Source organism: Amycolatopsis eburnea (assembly GCF_003937945.1).
In the GTDB taxonomy this organism is placed as follows: domain Bacteria; phylum Actinomycetota; class Actinomycetes; order Mycobacteriales; family Pseudonocardiaceae; genus Amycolatopsis; species Amycolatopsis eburnea.
In genome coordinates, this window is the sequence record NZ_RSEC01000036.1 from 1,280,924 (window position 1) to 1,296,892 (window position 15,969).

A 15,969-nucleotide genomic window follows, 5' to 3' on the forward strand; every position below is an offset into this window, starting at 1 on the left:
TTTCGTTTGCGGGCTCCGGTAGGTTGACGGTCATGGGGTCAGAGGCGCGTGTCGCGCAGGTCAACGAGGTCATCCGCCGGCTGGAAGCGCACTACGTCTTCCCGGCCGTCGCCGCGAAGCTGGCGGACGTGCTCCGCGGCCGTCTCGACGAAGGGGCGTACGCGGACGTGGACGACGCCGAATTCGCGACGCTCGTCACGGCCGACCTGCAGTCCGTCAACGGCGACCCGCACCTGCGCCTGCGCCACCACGCCGACCCGGTGGCCGACGACGGCGACGCGGCGATGAACTCCGAGGACTTCCGGGTCGAGGCCGAGCTGGAGGGCTTCGGCGTCGCGGCCGTCCGGCGGCTGGCCGGCAACGTCGGCTACCTCGACACGACGATGCTGTACCCGGCGGAGCTGGCCGGTCCCGCGATCTCGGCGGCGATGACGCTGCTCGCGACGACGGACGCGCTGCTGCTCGACGTGCGCCGCAACCGCGGCGGCAGCCCGGGCACCAGCGCGCTGCTGCAGACCTACCTCGTCGACGAGCAGGTGCACTACCTCGACATCTACGAGCGCGAGGGCGACAAGACGACCCAGATGTGGACGCTGCCGTACGTGCCGGGCCCGCGGTTCGGCGGCACGAAACCGATCTGGGTGCTGACCGGCCCGCGGACGTTCTCCGGCGGCGAAGACCTGGCGTTCTCGCTCCAGCAGCAGGGCCGCGCGAAGACGGTCGGCGAGGCCACCCGCGGCGGCGCCCACCCGCGTGAGCAGTACAAGGTGGACACGTACCTCGACGTCACGGTGTCCATCGCGCGTTCGCTGCACCCGGAGACGGGGGAGAACTGGGAAGGCACCGGCGTCCGCCCGGACCTCCCGGTGGCTGCGGACCAGGCGTTCGACACGGCGTACGCGCTGGCGCTGAAGCACGTCCTCACGCTGGGTTCGGCCGGGGCGCGGCGCGGCGTCGCCGAGGAGGCGCGGGAGGCACTCGGTCAGGTGAAGGACGTTGGTCCCGGGAGGGACGGGACCGAATGATCTAGCTGGGTCCGGCGGCCCGGAGCACGCTGGACCACGTGGAGGTCCTTGAGCTAGCGCGGTGGCAGTTCGGCATCACCACCGTCTACCACTTCCTGATGGTCCCGCTGACCATCGGGCTGTCGATCCTGGTCGCGGCGATGCAGACCCGGTGGGTCCGCACCGGCGATCCGCGGCACCTGAAGATGACGAAGTTCTGGGGCAAGCTGCTGCTGGTCAACTTCGCGATGGGCGTCGTGACCGGCATCGTGCAGGAGTTCCAGTTCGGGATGAACTGGAGCGCGTACTCCCGCTTCGTCGGCGACGTCTTCGGCGCGCCGCTGGCGATGGAAGGGCTCGTCGCGTTCTTCGTCGAGTCGACGTTCCTCGGCCTGTGGATCTTCGGCTGGGACCGGCTGCCGAAGAAGGTGCACCTGGCGTGCGCCTGGGCGTTTTCGCTGGCCACCATGGCTTCGGCGTACTTCATCCTGGCCGCGAACTCGTGGATGCAGCACCCGGTCGGCGTGACGTTCGAGAACGGCAAGCCGACGATGAACTCGATCTGGGCGGTGCTGACGAACAACACGGCGCTGGCCGCGATCCCGCACACGCTCGCGGGCGCGTTCTCGGTGGCCGCGGCCTTCCTGGTCGGCGTCGCGGGCTGGCACCTCTGGCGGCGCCGGTCGAACCAGGACGTGTGGCGCTCCTCGCTGCGCCTCGGCGGCTGGGTCGGCGTGGCGGCGTTCGCGGTGCTGGCGATCACCGGTGACGCGCAGGGCAAGCTGATGTTCGAGCAGCAGCCGATGAAGATGGCGTCGGCGGAAGCGCTGTGCCACACGGAGCAGCCGGCGAGCTTCTCGATCATCGCGATCGGCGACGTCGCGGGGTCGAACTGCGAGGACGTCAAGACGTTCAACGTGCCGGCGCTGCTGTCGTTCCTCGCGCACAACGACTTCAAGACCGAGGTCAAGGGCGTCGAGGACCTGATCACCGAGTACCAGGCGAAGTACGGCACGAACTACCCGGACGACCCGGAGCTGGGTTCGCTCGCGGGCAAGCCGATCGACTACGTGCCCAACCTGCCTGTGACGTACTGGGGCTTCCGGATGATGATCGGCTTCGGCGCGGTCTCGGCGGGCATCGGGCTGCTGGCGCTGTGGCTGACCCGTCGCGACCGGATCCCCACCGGGCGCTGGTTCCCGCTGCTGGTCCTGGGCGGCATCGCGACGCCGTTCCTCGGCAACAGCGCGGGCTGGATCTTCACGGAGATGGGCCGTCAGCCGTTCGTGGTCGTCCCGAACCCGTCGGGCGTGGACGGCGTCTGGATGTTCACGGCCCAGGCGGTGTCGCGCCTGACGACCGGTGAGGTCTGGACGTCACTGATCGCCCTGACCACGGTGTACGCGGCCCTCGGCGTGGTGGAGCTGTTCCTGATGCGCAAGTACGTCCGCGGCGGCGTCGAAGCGGTGATGCCCCCGGAGAAGAAGGATTCCGACAAACCGGGCGAGGACACGCTCGCCTTCGCCTACTGAGGTGCTGACGATGAGTGCCGATGTGATCACCCGCGCGGGTTACCCACAGCCTGCCTGTGGACAACTCCGCCGGTTGTGGACAACTCACGGCGACCGAGTGGGAGGAGTGGCCCGATGACCCTCGAAATCGCCTGGTTCGTCGTCATCGCCTTCTTCTGGCTCGGCTACCTGTTCCTCGAGGGCTTCGACTTCGGCGTCGGCATGCTGCTGCCGGTCCTCGCCCGCGACAACACCGAACGCCGGGTCATGGTCAACACCATCGGACCGGTCTGGGACGGCAACGAGGTCTGGCTCATCGTCGCCGGCGGGGCCATGTTCGCGGCCTTCCCCGGCTGGTACGCCAGCCTGTTCTCGGCCGCCTACCTGCCGCTCCTGCTCCTGCTGCTCGCCCTCATCGGCCGCGGCGTCGCCTTCGAGTACCGCGGCAAGGTCGACTCCGACCGCTGGCGCCGCACCTGGGACCGCGTGATCATGATCGGCTCGTGGATCCCGCCGCTGGGCGTCGGGCTCGTCCTCGCGACGACCGTGCTCGGCCTGCCCCTGGACGCCGACGGCAACCGCGTCGGCTCCGCGTTCGCCGCCCTCCGCTGGGACACCCTGCTCGGCGCGGTCGCGATCGCCGCCTTCTCGATCACGCACGGCGCGGCGTTCCTGGCCCTGAAGACCAGCGGTGACCTGCGGGAACGTGCCCGTCGCCTGGCGCTTCGCGCGCTGCCGGTCGCGATGGTGCCGATCGTCGCCTTCCTGACGGTCGTCCAGTGGCGCGAAGGCACGCTGTGGACGCTGCTCGCGTTCGGCGTCGCCGCCGTGGCCGCGGTCGTGGCCTGGTTCAGGCTGCGCGCGGACCGCGACGGCCAGGCGTTCGCCGCGCTCGGGGTGCTGATCGCCGCGGCCGCCGTCGTGCTGTTCGGGTCGCTGTTCCCGAACGTGCTGCCCTCGACCCTCGACGCCGCGAACTCGCTGAGCATCGAAGGCACCGCGTCGAGCCCGTACACGCTGACCGTGATGACCTGGGTCGCCGTCTTCGGCGCCCCGGCGGTGCTGATCTACCAGGGCTGGACGTACTGGGTGTTCCGCAAGCGGATCGGGACCCAGCACATCCCGGCGGTGCACGCACCATGACCAAGCATCGTTTCGGGGGTTCCGGGTGGCGGAGCCCCCGGCCCGGGGCGGAGCCCCGGTTGTTACAGCCTCCCGGACGCGCGACCCTTCTCGCCTCGGAGTCCACAGTGGACTCGGCGCGGCCGGGGAAGGGCCCGCTCGGCGCACTCCCGGCCCTCGTGCCCGCCGTGCGCCGGGCGCTGGCCCTGGTGGGGTTCCTCTCGTTCCTCAACGCCGCCGCGCTGGTGGCGCAGGCGTTCCTGCTCGCCGACGTCCTCGCGGCGATCGTCGGAGCAGGGCCCGGGGGACGCACCGCCCAGCTGGCCGCGCTGCTCGCGCTCGTCGTGACGCGCGCGTTGACCGGCTGGGCGGTGCGCACGGTCTCGGCCCGCGCCGCCGCGACCGCCCAGCGCGAGCTGCGCGCCCACGCCGTCGACCACGCGCTGCGCCTGGGCCCGGAGTGGATCGCCCGCCGCGGCCACGGCGAGCTGACCGCGCTCACCACCCGCGGCCTCGACGCGCTCGACGCCTACTTCCGCGAGTACCTGCCCGCCCTCGTGACGGCGGCCGTCGTCCCGCTCGGCGCGGGCGCGGCGATCCTGTTCGCCGACTGGCCGTCCGGCGTGATCATCGCGCTGACCGTGCCGCTGCTGCCGATGTTCGCGATCCTCGTCGGCAAGTACACGGCCGGCCGCGTCGCCGGCGCGACCGACGCGACGCACCGGATGTCCGAGCGCCTGCTCGAACTCGTGCGCGTGCTCCCGGTGCTGACCGCGTTCCGCCGCGCGGCCGCCCAGGGCGAGACCGTGCGGCAGCTGTCCGAACGCCACCGCCGCGCGACGCTCAAGACGTTGAAGGTGGCGTTCTCCTCGGCGTTCGTCCTCGAACTCGCCGCGACGCTGTCGGTGGCCCTGGTCGCGGTCGTCATCGGCGTCCGGCTGGCCGGCGGCCACCTGCCGCTGGCCATCGGGCTCGGCGTGCTGATCCTCGCGCCGGAGTGCTACCAGCCGCTGCGCGCGGTCGGCGCCGCGTTCCACAGCAGCGAGGACGGCGTCGAAGCGGTCCGGCGCGTCGCCGACCTGCTGGCCACGCCGGCTCCCACGCCCGGCACCGCCGTCCCGTCGCGCGGCGAGCTGCGGGTGTCTTCGCTCCGGGTGGCCCGGCGCGACGGCTTCGCCCCGGACGGCGAGACGTTCACGGTCCGCCCGGGCGAGACGGTCTGGCTCCGCGCCCCGAGCGGCGGCGGCAAGTCGACGACGCTCGCCGCCCTGCTCGGCTTCGTCCCGGCGCACGACGGCGAAATCGCGGTCGGCGCGGTGAACCTCGCCGACGCCGACCTCGAGCGGTGGCGCGAGCAGGTCGCGTGGGTGCCGCAGGCGCCGGTGTTCGCCGGGGGAACGGTTCGTGAGGAAGTCGGCTCCGACGCGCTGCTCGGCGAACTCGGCCTGACCGGGCTCGCCGACCGCCCGGTCGCGAAGCTGTCGCTGGGCCAGCGGCAGCGGGTCGCCGTCGCCCGGGCGCTGGTCCGGGTGCGCGAAGGTGCCTGGCTGCTGCTCCTCGACGAGCCGACGGCACACCTCGACGAGGCCACCGCCCGGCTGGTCCTCGACGCGGTCCAGCGCGCGGTCGACAACGGCGCGGCGGCCGTCATCGCGGCCCACGAGCGCACGTCCGCGGTCGACGTGGCTCCCGACCCCGCCCCGGCTCCCGAAGCGTCCACAAAGGACGCTGTCATCGAGCCGCTTCGCTGGCGCGCGCTCCTCGACGGCCGCCTGTTCGGCGGCGCCGTGCTGGGCGCGGTGGCGCTGCTGGCCGGGGTGGCGCTGACCGCGACGTCGGGCTGGCTCATCGCCAAGGCCTCGCAGCAGCCGCCGATCCTGACCCTGACGGTCGCGGTCGTCGGCGTCCGCGCCTTCGGGCTGGGCCGCGCCGGGCTGCGGTACGTCGAGCGCCTGGTCACCCACGACGCCGCGTTCCGCATCGCCGGCCGCCTGCGGGTGCGGGTCTGGAACGCGCTGGTCCGGCTCGGACCCGCGCGCGGACCGCGCGCCGGCGAGGGCCAGCGCCGCCTGGTCGCCGACGTCGACACCGTGCGCGACCTCCTGCCCCGCGTGGTGTCGCCGCCGCTGGTGGTGGCGCTGGTCGCGGCGGGCGCGATCGCCGTCCAGACGTGGGTCCTGCCCGCGGCGGGCCTGACCCTCGCGGCCGCGGTGGCCCTCGGGCTGGCCGCGCCGTGGGTCGCGCTGCGCACCGAACGCCGGGCGACGTCGGCGCTGGCGACCGGCCGCCGCGACGTGGCCTCGCGAGTGCTGGTCCTGTTCGAGGCGGCAGCCGAACTCCTCGCCTACGGCACGGCCCGCGACCACCGCCGTGCCCTGGCGGACGCCGACACCCGCCTGGCCGCGCAAGCGCGTCGTCAGGCGTTCGGCGCGGGCGCGGCGGAAGCGCTGGTGACGCTGGCCTGCGGGACGGCCGCGGTCGTCAGCACGGCCCTCGCCGCCTCGGCGGTCACGTCCGGGCAGCTCGACCCGGTCCTGGCGCCCCTGCTGGCCCTGGTCCCGCTCGCGCTGGCGGAGGTCCTCGCGCTGCTGCCGCCGGTGGCGCAGCACTGGGACACGCTGCAGCGCGCCCGCCGCCGTCTCGCCGACGGACCGCCCCCGGCGCCTCGCCCCGAGCACCCCGGCGCGGACGTCGAGCTGCGTGGAGCGGACCTCGGCTGGCCGGACGGCCCGGTCGTCCTCCACGACGTCGACGTGCACCTGCGCCAGGGCACGTACGCGGCGGTGGTCGGCCCGAGCGGCGCCGGCAAGTCGACGCTCGTCGCCGCCCTGCTGGGCTTCGTCGCGCCGCGCGGCGGCGTGGTCGCGGTCCCGGACGCGGTCGCGTGGGCCCCGCAGGAGCCGATGCTCGCGGCCACGACGGTCGCCGAGAACCTCCGCCTCGCCCGCCCCACGGCGACCGAAGCCGACCTCCGCCAAGCCCTCCACCAGGCCGCGCTCGACGACGTCGACCCGGCCACCCCGCTCGGCAGCGGCGGCAGCGGGCTGTCCGGCGGGCAGGCCCAGCGCGTCGCACTGGCCCGCGCCCTGCTCGGCGCGCCGGCGGCCGGGCTCGTCCTGCTGGACGAACCGACCGCGCACCTCGACGAACCGACAGCCCAGGCCGTCCGCGCCCACCTGCGCGAAGCCCTGGCCGGCCGCACCGTACTGCACGTGACCCACCGAGCCGACGAGGCCGCCGACGCGGACGTGGTCCTCGAGGTCCGCGACGGCCGGGTCCTGACCCGGGTACCGGTGCCGTGATCGCACCTCCACTGCGCCGCGCGATAATGACGGAACTCATGGATCCGACGCTTGCCGCGCGGGCACTGTCCGCCGCCACCGAGATCACGAGCACCGCCCTGTCCGGTGACGACCCGGGCGCGGTGCTCGACACGGTCGTCGCCCGCGCCGCCGAGCTCGCCGACGCCGACCTCGGCCTCGCCATGGTGAGCGCCGACGACGGCCGCGTGGTCGTCGAGGCCGCGCACTACGCGACGGCGCACCCGGCCGACGAGGACGACGTCCGCGCGCCTGCCGGTGAACCGGCGTCGAAGGTGAGTCCCGCTGAGTCGGCCGGGGAGTCCTTGCGAGGCCTCGCGCTGCCCGCCGACTCCGCCGCCGGGCACGTCGCGCGCGGTGGGGAGCCCGTGGCCAGCGACGACTTCACCGTCGATCCGCGCACCGCGCCCTACGTCCCCGCCGAGCTCCACGGCTACGGGCCGTTCGCGGCGGCGCCGTTCGGCTCAGGGGGCCGGGTGCTGGGCGCGCTGACCGTCTACCGGAAGCGGGGCCGCGAGCCCTTCTCCGCCGGCACCGTCGAGATGCTCGTCGCCTTCGCCGCGCAGGCCGGGGTCGTGCTCGCGCTCGCCGAGGGCGCCAACGCCCGCCACCGCGTCGCGCTGTACGAGGAACGGGAGCGCATCGCCCGTGAGCTCCACGACGTCATCGTCCAGCGGCTCTACGGCGCCGGCATGCAGCTCGACCGGGTCCGCCGCAACATGCGCAAGCGGTTCGCCCAGGCCGACGGGGCCCGCCTCTCGGACGCGATCGACCAGCTCGACCAGACCATCGAGGAGATCCGCGGCACCGTGCGCGCGCTGCGGTCCCCGGAGCCTCGCCACGACACCGGCACGCCCACCGACCTCGCCGAGTCGGCGCGCGGCGAGGTCCGCATCGCCGGCGAGCTGCTCGGCTACCCGCCGACCCTGGAGCTGTCCGGCGAATTCGCCGACATCCCCGCGGAACGCGCCGACCACATCCGGGCCGCCCTGCGCGAAGCACTGTCCAATGTGGTCAGACACTCCGGCGCCAGCGAAACCCGCGTGACGCTGGCGAGGGACTCCGACGGTGTCAAACTCCGCGTCCGGGACAACGGTTCCGGTGTTCCTCAGGGCGTCGCCACCCGCGGTCTGCGTCATCTCGCCGAACGCGCGGACGCCGCGGGCGGGAAGTTCTTCCTGAACTCCTCACCCAGCCTTGGCACGCTCGTCGCGTTCGACCTCCCACTCGACTGACCGGTTCTCCTGCGGACTCAACCTTCTCGGGTCATCCAGCCTCCCTTCCACGCCCTCGAATTGATCGTACCGCCTTATCGAACACACATTCGACTCACGTTCGAGTGAATCTCTTACGACGTCGACGGCGAGCGGCGTGGCGGAACGTGACGAGAACCGAAAAAGGTGCCAGCGAACGGCGGATTGCGGACGCGCCGGTAGCGAGGTGTTACTTCTCGCGCCGCGCGATCCAGGCGGCGGCCTGCGTCCGGCGCTGCATGCCGAGCTTCGCGAGCACCGACGTGACGTAGTTCTTGACCGTCTTCTCCGCGAGGAACAGCCGCTCGGCGATTTCGCGGTTCGACAGGCCCTGGCCGATCAGCTCGAGCACGTCGCGTTCGCGCTCGGTCAGCGTCGCCAGCTCGTCCGTCGGCGGGTGGCGCATCTTGTCCAGCACCCGCGCGGTGCTCAGCGGGTCCAGCAGCGAGCGCCCGGCCGCGACCTCGCGCACCGCGTGCACGACGTCCTGCCCGCGCACCTGCTTCAGCAGGTACCCCGCGGCACCGGCCATGATGGCGCCGACCATCGCCTCTTCGTCGTCGAACGCCGTGAGCATCAGGCAGGCCGGCGGGTTCGGCTTCGACCGCAGTTCGCGGCAGAGCGTGATGCCGTCGCCGTCGCCGAGGCGGACGTCGACCACCGCGACCTCCGGTTCGACGTGCATGGCCACCGCCATTGCCTCTTCGACGCTGCTCGCCTCGGCGACGACCTCGATGTCGGGCTCGTCGCCGAGGAGGTCGCGGAGCCCGCGGCGGACCAGTTCGTGGTCGTCGACGAGCAGCACCTGGATCGGCATACCCCGAGGTTACGGGGTTGCCGGCCGCCGGGTGACGGCCGGTCGGCACCGGCACACGTGAATTGCGCCCGGGAAAGAATCACGGGAATTCCGCGCAGTGGTGGATCGCTGCCATTCCGGAAATACCGCGATGATCCGTAACAAGGTCGGCGAGGTCGCGATACTTACCACGCAATCGCACCGATTCCCCCTCTGAAAGGACTTCCGTTGTCCTTGTTCCGACGTGCCCTGACGACGTCCGTCGCCGTCGCCGGACTCGCCATCCTCGGTCCCGTGCCCTTCGCCTCCGCGCAGCTCGCGACCCCGCTCGCGGCCGACGTCGACTGCGGCGATTTCCAGTACCAGGAAGATGCGCAAGCCGTCCTGGACGCGACCCCGGGAGACCCGAACCACCTCGACGACGACAAAGACGGCATCGCCTGCGAATCCCTGCCGCACCGCCCGCGGCAGAGCACCACCGCCCCCGCGCCGACGTCCGAACGGCCCACCGCCACGACGACCCGGACCCAGCCCGCCCCGAAGACCACCACCAAGAAGCCCGCCGGCACGGGCACCCAGGTCAAGGTCAAGCCGGTCGGCGGCGTGGCCACCGGCGGCGGCGAACCCGACGCCGAGGTCCCCGGCCTGCTGCTGCTCAGCGGTGCCGTCGTCGCCGCGGCGGTGTCCGGCGGCATGGTGCTCTACCTGCGCCGGCGCCCGAGTTGAGGCACCCGCGCCTGTGGCCCGCGGTCACGGCGGTCGCCGCGGCGCTCGGCGTCGTACTGGCCGTGGCGCTCGTCCTCGTCCTGTCGCCGCGGGCGGCGGAGCCGGTCGGCCCGCCGAGCCCGGCCGTCCCGGCCGCCACGGTCACCTCGAGCAGCCAGGCGACCGCCGGCGTCCTTCCGGCGGCGAAACCGGCGTCGTTGAGCATCCCGGCGATCGGGGTCCGGGCCGACCGGATCGAGGACCTCGGGCTGACCGCGGACGGCGCGCTCGAGGTCCCACCCGACGCCACGACCGTCGGCTGGTTCACCGGCGCGCCGTCGCCCGGCGAGACCGGCCCGGCGGTGCTGGCCGGGCACGTCGACTACAAGCACGTGCCCGGCGCGTTCTCCCGGCTCAAGGAGCTGCGCCCGGGCGAGCAGGCCAGGGTCGGCCGCGCCGACGGCCGGATCGCGGTCTTCACCGTCTACCGCGTCGACCGCTACGCGAAGGCCGAGTTCCCGACCGACCGGGTGTACGGCGACACGCCCGATCCCGAGCTGCGGCTGATCACCTGCGGCGGGGCGTTCGACCGGGCGAGCGGCAACTACCTCGACAACGTCGTCGTCTACGCCCGGCTGAGCGCGGTCGAGGTCTGAGCCAGGTCGATCCGCGCCAACTCGAGCCGCCGGTAGGCGCGGTCGCCGAGCGACCAGACGTCGAGGACGTCGCCGTCCAGTTCGGGGTAGGCGATCACCAGCCGCGCGGGCTCGGCGCCGTCCGCGCGGTACACGACGTCCACCGGGATCCCGGCTTCGAGCTGCCAGCAGAGCTGTTGCTGCTTCGGCGTGAGCCGGCCCGCGTACCGGTCGCTCATCGCGCGGGCGAGCTGGCCGCGCAGCAGCGCCGGACCGCTCGCCGGGGCCGCCAGCAACCGCTCGGCGTGGTCGGCGGGATCGGGCGGGAGGTCGCCGGGATCGGCGTCGCGGAGGACGGCCGTCGGTTCGGGTTGCTCGCGCGCGGGCAGCACGATGGAGCCGTCGGCGGCGTGGCGGGTCGGCGCGTAACCGGCTTCCCGCAACGCTTCGAGCGTGCCGGTCGCGTCCACAGTGGACGTCAGCACGGTCGGCGCCACGGACCGCAGGCCGAGCTTGGCGAGCTTGCGGTGCGCGGCGAGTTCGGCCAGCACGGCGGGTTCCCCGACGACGACGCTCGCGACGTCGATCACCTGCGCCTCGCCGTGCCGCCGCGCGACGTCGTTGACCAGGTACACCAGCGGCTGCGGCAGCTCGCCCGCGGCGATCGCACCGAGGTCGTCGAGCAGCTCGGCGGCCGTCGCGCCCTGGTCGAACGCGCGCCGGACGGACGCGGGCGAGAACCGCCAGCTCGTCGCGGTGCCCTGGGCTTCGCGGTCGGCGGCGCGGTCGAGCAGCGCGGCCAGCCGGGCGTCGGGCGAGCCGGGCACGATCGCCGTCAGGTCGGTGCCGAACAACGCCGTCGTCCGCGCGCGGGCGACGAGCGCGTCGGTGACCTCGACGAGCTGGTCGCCCGACAGCAACGCGCGCCCGGCGGCGGTGACCGCGCCGTGCGCGAAGACGCCGAGCAGCTCGCCCTCGGCGACCGCGGTGGCGACGTGCGCGGCGAGGTCGTCGGTCGGCAGCAGCGGCGCGTGCCACGCGGCGAGGGACGTCAGGTCGCCGGTGACCGCCGTCCCGGGTTCGAGGCGCGCCAGCAACCGCACGAGCAGCCGCCGGACGAACGCGTCGACGTCCGTCCCGTGCTCGGGCGGTACCGGGTTCCACCAGGTCGTCAGCAGCAGGCGGTACAGCAACGCCGGCGCCGGCCGCGCGAGGTCCGGGTCCGGCGCGAGCGTGGGCGGCGGCGCCTTGTGGCCGCGGCGGGGGACCGGCGGCTCGTCGGCGAGCAGCAGCCCCGCCTGCGCCGCGAGGTCGATGGCCAGCTCGACCTCGGCCGGCGTCGCCCCGATGTCCTTGGCGACCTTCTTGACCAGCCGGGTCCCGATCGTGCCGTCCTTGAGCAGCGGGAGCGGCTCGGCGGCGGCGAGCTCGAGGATCGCCGAAACGCGGTCCAGCAACCGCAGCGCGGCGGCCGACGAAGTGGCCTCGCCCGCCTCGGTCCCGACGTGCGCGACGGCGCACTCCGGCTCCGCGGGCGTGAACGGCAGCCGGTGGTCCGGACCACGCAGGGCGAGCGCGACCTCGATCGGCATCGCGGTGCCGCCGTAGTAGGTGCCGAACAGGAAACCGTGGTCGAGCGCCCAGCCGAGCGGCGGCATGCCATCGACCTCGGGAACGCCGTCGGCCATGTCCCGCAACACCTTCCGCGTCGGCTCGGGCGCGGTGGCGAACAGCTCCCGGACGCGGTCGCCGTCGCGGAAGTGCCGGACGAGGTCCTTGGGCGCCACCCCCAGGTTGCGGGCCAGGTGCGCCCGCTGGATGGTGGTGAGCTCCGCGAGCAGGTCGGCCACGGGCTGGCCGAGCCCTTCGGCACGGAAGCTGTGGCGCTGCAGCACTTCCGGCAGCACGACTTCGCCGGCTTCACACCACAGCAGGGCGCGCTCGGCGAGTTCGTCCACAAAGGACTCGACGGCGGCGCCCCCGAGCAGCTCGCCGACGTCGCCCAGCGGGACCGGCGCCTGGCTCAGCGCGTCGCACAACTGGACGGCGCGCAGCACCTGCGCCTGCGGTGTGGACAACCCGAGCAGCGCTTCGTCGACGGATTCGGGCGCCGCGAGCCGCGCGGCGACGACGTCGAGCCGGCGCGGCCACGGCTCCGCGAGCACGTCCGGCCGGTGGGCCAGCACCTTGGCCAGCTCGTCCCGGTCCAGGCCGACGAGCCTGCCGAGCAGTTCCCCGGCGGTGGTCATCGGACCAGGTTAGATCACCGTTCGCAGGCCACGCCGTCGCCGTCGCGATCGAGGGCGGACCGGTAACCCGGTTCGCCGCGGTGCAGCGGGGCGGCGCCGGCGGCCTTCGCGGCGGCGCAGTTCGCGTAGTAGGCGCTGTGGTCCGGTTCGGGGGCCGGCGGCTCTTCGGTGGTCCGCACGACGGGCGGCGGCTTCGGGGCCGCCTTGGTCGTCGCGGGCGGGGGCGGGGCCACCGGCTGGACCGCCGTCGTGGGCGCCGGGGCGTCGATGGTGCCGTTGCACGGCGGGCCCCACAGGCCGGTGGTCGCCTGCTTCGCTGCGGATTCGGCAGCGGCGAGCGCGGGCAGCGTCGCGTCCGCGGCGTACTTCAGGTATCCCAGCTGGATCGCGAGAGCGGCGTAATCCCGGCCGTCGGCGAGGGTCACCGCGATGCCCCGCGCGGTTTCCGCGCCGAGCGTCACGGCTTTGCCGGAAAGCGTCGTGACCGCCCAGTTCAGCGATTCCGTCGCGTAGCAGCCGGTGCCGGCGAGCGGGGCGACGACGCCGAGCACGCGCACCGTTTTCGTGGTGCCGTCGCTGCCGTTGACGACGACGGTGGTCCCGTCGGTCACCGCGCTGACGGTGTAGGTGACCGCGGCCGGTGCCGTCGTCGAAGCCGTGCTGGCCGGCGGGGGTGTGGACGACGCCGGAGCGGCCGCCACGACCGGCTCCGGCTCCGGTGCCTCGCCGAAGATCGCGCCGAGCACGAACAGGACGCCGAAGGCGGCCAAGACGATCTTCAGCCAGTTCGGAAAGCGCTTCATCGGGGATTCCCTGTTCTTCGACGCGGGGTGCCGACGGTGTACTCGGGAAACCTCCCGCCGTTGTTACGCCCGGGCCCGTGATCGACCACCAGTCGTTATCGGGCGGAATGTTGCCGTCACGATCTCGTCACGAACCGCGCGCCCACACCGAAAAGCTGTGACAACGCCGGCCGGGAAAACGACCAGCGGGGCGTGATCGAATCCCTCCCGCTGCTCGGCGCCGGCGGACATCCCGCGCAGGGCACCGACTTCACCGCGCTGGACATCCGCACGACCGGGCTGCGGCCGGGGCACGTCGTCGAGCTGGCCGCGGTCCGGGTCCGCGCCGACGGCGCCGTCGTCGGCGAGCTGTCGACACTGGTCGACCCCGGACCCGGCGTGCCGCCCGGCCCGGTCCTCCTGCACGGCATCACGCGCGCCGACCTCGACGGCGCGCCGACGTTCGGCGCGGCGCTGGGATCGCTGCTGAACCTGTGCCGCGGCAGCGTCGTCGTGGCGCACGACCTGCCGTTCGCCGCTTCGTTCCTGGGCCACGAGGCCGCCCGGCTCGGCGCCCGGGTGCCGGTGCTGCCCGGCGTGGACACGCTGGCCGCCGCGCAGACCGCCGTCCGGCTGCCCAACCACCGGCTGGCCACCGTCGCACCCGCCTTCGGGATCGCGGCCCGGCCGGGGCGAACGGCGTTGTCCGGCGCGCGCACCGTCGCGCAGCTCGCCGTCAGCCTCTTCGGCCGCCACGGCTTCACGTTCGCCGCGCCGCCCGTCCTGCCGGCGCTGCCGCGGTTCGCCATCGGCCCGCTGCGCCCGCGCGCCGACGTCCCGGTCGCCGAACCGGGGTGGATGGCCGAGGCCGTCGAGCGGGTGGCGATCGGCGCGGGCGGCGACGCCTACCTGGACCTGCTCGCCGGCGTCGTCGCCGACCGGCACCTGGCGCCGGACGAGGTGTCGGCGCTGGCCGAGCTGGCGGCCGAAGCCGGGTGGCCGGCCGACCGCGTGCGCTCGACGCACGAGCGGTTCGTGGTGGCGCTGCGCGAAGTCGCGGAACGGGACGGCGTGGTGACCGCCGCGGAGGCCCGTGAACTGCGGCAGGTGGCGACCGCGCTCGGCGTCGCGGCCGCCGGCGACCTCCAGCCGACGGCCGGTGGCAAACCGGCCCGCGTGCTCGTCCTCGGCACCACCGCGGCGGCCGACCGGCTGCGCGCCCGGGTGCTGGCGGAAGGCGTGCAGCTGGCCAAGAAGCTGACCGCGAGCGTGACGCACCTCGTCGCCGACCCGACCGTGCCCGCGAACGAACCGCGCCTGACCAGAGCCGGCGAGCTGGGCGCGGTCGTGCTCGACGTCCAGTCGGCACCGGTCGCGCTCGGCTTCGAGCCGCCGCCACCACCGCCCGCGCCCGCGCGACCGGTCGCGGCCGCGACCCGGACGCCGAAGCTCGTCGGCGGGCGGATCCTGATGGGCGTCGGGCTGCTGCTGATGTTCTTCATCGTCGTCGGCATGTTCGCGGGGACACCGCTGGCGGCCGGGATCTTCGTCGCCGTCCTGGGAGTCGGTGCCCTGCTCGGCGGCTGGTGGCTCGCCGAGCCCGCGCCGCGCTAACGTCGGGGTGGTGCCGAAGCTGATCCACCTGAACGGGCCGTCCGGGATCGGGAAGTCCACGATCGCGCAGGTCTACGCCGAGCGGCATCCCGGGGTGCTGAACCTCGACACCGATCGGGTCGTCTGCCTCATCGGGGGGTGGCGGGAGACCTTCTTCGAGACCTTCCGGGCCGCCCAGCTGCTGACCCGGGCCATGGCGGAGACGCACCTGAAGACCGGGCACGACGTCGTGATGCCGCAGCTCGCCACCCGTGTTGTCGACGTCGAGGCCTTCGAGCGCGTCGCCGTGGAATGCGGGGCCGAGTACCGGGAAATCCTGCTCACCGCCGGGAAGCCGGTCGCCACGGCGCGGTTCGCCGCGCGGGCCGCGCAGGGGGACGCCGCGACCAAGGGGGTCGACGACGTCGTGAACGAGCGGGGTGGCACCGCCATGGTCGAGCGGATCCACGACCAGCTCACCGCCTACCTGCCGCAGCGGCCCGGGTGCGTCGTCGTCGAAACCGGCGGGCGGGCGCCCGAGGAGACCTATGACGCCGTGGTCGCCCACCTGCGCGGGCGGTGAGGCGGTCCGGTTCACTGGTCAGCATGGCGGGCATCCCGGAATTCGCGCTGCGGCAGATCGAGCGCTGGTGTGCCCGGCGCGTGCCCGAACACCTGCGTGACCGGCTGCGGGTCGAGTGCCGCACGCGGGGGCGGGCCGTCACCATCTTCGAGCTGCGGGACGGGGCCGAGCGGGAGATCGCGCAGCTGCGCGTCGACGAATTCGGGATCTGGTCGGTGTTCTGGGCCGACCCGGACGGGGAGTGGCTGGCGCACCCGGACGCGCCCGTCGCCAGCACGCCCCCGCCGTTGCTGGCCGAAATCGAACGGCACTGCGAGCGGGGCTAGGTGTGATGTCCAGGCAGGTTGGTCAGTCGGGTGACCGGCGGTTTGCCGCCGGTTGCACTGTGGGGTCGATGGTGATTGTAGAAGTGCAGC

The 15,969-nt window shown here is 73.6% G+C and carries 13 protein-coding genes; 10 read left to right on the forward strand and 3 right to left on the reverse strand.

Annotated features, from left to right (window positions below; genetic code table 11):
• Window positions 1–32: 32 nt before the first annotated feature.
• The 5 genes from EIY87_RS18845 (at window position 33) to EIY87_RS18865 (ending at window position 8,192) form a co-directional block, all read left to right on the forward strand.
• Window positions 33–1,025: a S41 family peptidase gene (locus EIY87_RS18845; RefSeq protein WP_125309643.1), complete on the forward strand. Its 993-nt coding sequence runs from the start codon at window positions 33–35 to the stop codon at window positions 1,023–1,025.
• Window positions 1,026–1,063: 38 nt separating this feature from the next.
• On the forward strand, window positions 1,064–2,536 hold the full coding sequence (locus tag EIY87_RS18850) for a cytochrome ubiquinol oxidase subunit I (protein WP_125309645.1): 1,473 nt from the start codon (window positions 1,064–1,066) through the stop codon (window positions 2,534–2,536).
• Window positions 2,537–2,650: 114 nt separating this feature from the next.
• Window positions 2,651–3,658: a cytochrome d ubiquinol oxidase subunit II gene (gene cydB / locus EIY87_RS18855; protein ID WP_125309647.1), complete on the forward strand. Its 1,008-nt coding sequence runs from the start codon at window positions 2,651–2,653 to the stop codon at window positions 3,656–3,658.
• A 107-nt stretch (window positions 3,659–3,765) separates the two neighbouring features.
• Window positions 3,766–6,939, forward strand: a complete 3,174-nt coding sequence (cydC, locus tag EIY87_RS18860; RefSeq protein WP_125309649.1) for a thiol reductant ABC exporter subunit CydC — start codon at window positions 3,766–3,768, stop codon at window positions 6,937–6,939.
• Window positions 6,940–6,977: 38 nt separating this feature from the next.
• The gene (locus tag EIY87_RS18865) at window positions 6,978–8,192 is read left to right on the forward strand and encodes a GAF domain-containing sensor histidine kinase (protein WP_125309651.1); all 1,215 of its coding nucleotides are present in this window, start codon (window positions 6,978–6,980) and stop codon (window positions 8,190–8,192) included.
• 208 nt (window positions 8,193–8,400) lie between these two features.
• On the opposite strand, the gene EIY87_RS18870 is transcribed toward EIY87_RS18865, so the two are convergent.
• A complete protein-coding gene (locus EIY87_RS18870) occupies window positions 8,401–9,027 on the reverse strand; it encodes a response regulator (protein ID WP_125309653.1) in 627 nt (208 codons plus the stop codon).
• Between the two features lie 207 nt (window positions 9,028–9,234).
• Here EIY87_RS18870 and EIY87_RS18875 point away from each other — a divergent pair, with 207 nt between their 5' ends.
• On the forward strand, window positions 9,235–9,732 hold the full coding sequence (locus EIY87_RS18875; RefSeq protein WP_125309655.1) for an excalibur calcium-binding domain-containing protein: 498 nt from the start codon (window positions 9,235–9,237) through the stop codon (window positions 9,730–9,732).
• The gene (locus EIY87_RS18880; RefSeq protein ID WP_125309657.1) at window positions 9,729–10,367 is read left to right on the forward strand and encodes a class F sortase; all 639 of its coding nucleotides are present in this window, start codon (window positions 9,729–9,731) and stop codon (window positions 10,365–10,367) included. The genes EIY87_RS18875 and EIY87_RS18880 overlap by 4 nt, the downstream gene beginning before the upstream one ends.
• Here the strand turns inward: EIY87_RS18880 and EIY87_RS18885 are convergent.
• Window positions 10,337–12,595: a helicase-associated domain-containing protein gene (locus EIY87_RS18885; protein WP_125309659.1), complete on the reverse strand. Its 2,259-nt coding sequence runs from the start codon at window positions 12,593–12,595 to the stop codon at window positions 10,337–10,339. The genes EIY87_RS18880 and EIY87_RS18885 overlap by 31 nt on opposite strands.
• A gap of 14 nt (window positions 12,596–12,609) precedes the next feature.
• Window positions 12,610–13,398 (reverse strand): thermonuclease family protein, encoded by a 789-nt coding sequence (locus EIY87_RS18890; RefSeq protein ID WP_125309661.1) that lies wholly within the window; start codon window positions 13,396–13,398, stop codon window positions 12,610–12,612.
• A 192-nt stretch (window positions 13,399–13,590) separates the two neighbouring features.
• Between EIY87_RS18890 and EIY87_RS18895 the strand changes: the two genes are divergently transcribed.
• Genes EIY87_RS18895 through EIY87_RS18905 form a run of 3 tightly spaced genes read left to right on the forward strand, consistent with a single transcriptional unit; the run spans window position 13,591 to window position 15,879 of the window.
• Window positions 13,591–14,991: a 3'-5' exonuclease gene (locus EIY87_RS18895; protein WP_125309663.1), complete on the forward strand. Its 1,401-nt coding sequence runs from the start codon at window positions 13,591–13,593 to the stop codon at window positions 14,989–14,991.
• A gap of 10 nt (window positions 14,992–15,001) precedes the next feature.
• Entirely contained in the window at window positions 15,002–15,553 is a 552-nt protein-coding gene (locus EIY87_RS18900) for an AAA family ATPase (protein ID WP_158641309.1), read from the forward strand.
• Between the two features lie 23 nt (window positions 15,554–15,576).
• The gene (locus EIY87_RS18905) at window positions 15,577–15,879 is read left to right on the forward strand and encodes a DUF3024 domain-containing protein (protein WP_125309667.1); all 303 of its coding nucleotides are present in this window, start codon (window positions 15,577–15,579) and stop codon (window positions 15,877–15,879) included.
• The last annotated feature ends 90 nt before the right edge of the window (window positions 15,880–15,969 follow it).

Excerpts from the sequence above, each read along its gene's own strand:
- EIY87_RS18870 (WP_125309653.1), bottom strand. The coding sequence starts at position 9,027 with ATGCCGATCCAGGTGCTGCTCGTCGACGACCACGAACTGGTCCGCCGC.
- EIY87_RS18865 (WP_125309651.1), top strand. The coding sequence starts at position 6,978 with ATGGATCCGACGCTTGCCGCGCGGGCACTGTCCGCCGCCACCGAGATC.
- EIY87_RS18905 (WP_125309667.1), top strand. The coding sequence starts at position 15,577 with ATGGCGGGCATCCCGGAATTCGCGCTGCGGCAGATCGAGCGCTGGTGT.
- cydB (WP_125309647.1), top strand. The coding sequence starts at position 2,651 with ATGACCCTCGAAATCGCCTGGTTCGTCGTCATCGCCTTCTTCTGGCTC.
- EIY87_RS18890 (WP_125309661.1), bottom strand. The coding sequence starts at position 13,398 with ATGAAGCGCTTTCCGAACTGGCTGAAGATCGTCTTGGCCGCCTTCGGC.
- EIY87_RS18885 (WP_125309659.1), bottom strand. The coding sequence starts at position 12,595 with ATGACCACCGCCGGGGAACTGCTCGGCAGGCTCGTCGGCCTGGACCGG.
- EIY87_RS18845 (WP_125309643.1), top strand. The coding sequence starts at position 33 with ATGGGGTCAGAGGCGCGTGTCGCGCAGGTCAACGAGGTCATCCGCCGG.